Origin of the sequence: Xenorhabdus bharatensis, assembly GCF_037996705.1 — a bacterium.
Lineage (GTDB): Bacteria > Pseudomonadota > Gammaproteobacteria > Enterobacterales > Enterobacteriaceae > Xenorhabdus > Xenorhabdus bharatensis.
The window spans coordinates 1-223 of sequence record NZ_JBBMXG010000117.1 but is presented as its reverse complement, the minus strand read 5'-3'; the positions used below and the strand labels follow the sequence as shown (position 1 = coordinate 223).

1 protein-coding gene is annotated in these 223 nt (G+C 47.1%); it reads left to right on the top strand.

Features of this window, described 5'->3' with window-relative positions; translation table 11 throughout:
* A partial coding sequence (locus AAC855_RS21480; protein WP_340612150.1) for a transposase occupies window positions 1-223 on the top strand: 223 nt, incomplete at both ends.

Genomic DNA, 223 nt, shown 5'->3' with positions numbered 1-223 from the left:
GGAACTGCCTCTGCCCATGACAGCCAGTATTTTGAAGATGTTTTGGACAGGGCCAATACGAGTCGGGATATTTATGCGGACAAAGGGTATGCCAGTCATCAGCGTGAGCAGACGCTGAAAAGACAAGGCTATCGTGTACATATTCAAAGAAAAGCATCACGAAATAACCCGTTATCAAACTGCCAGAAAGGGCGTAACAAGAAAATCTCGCGAACTCGGGCAC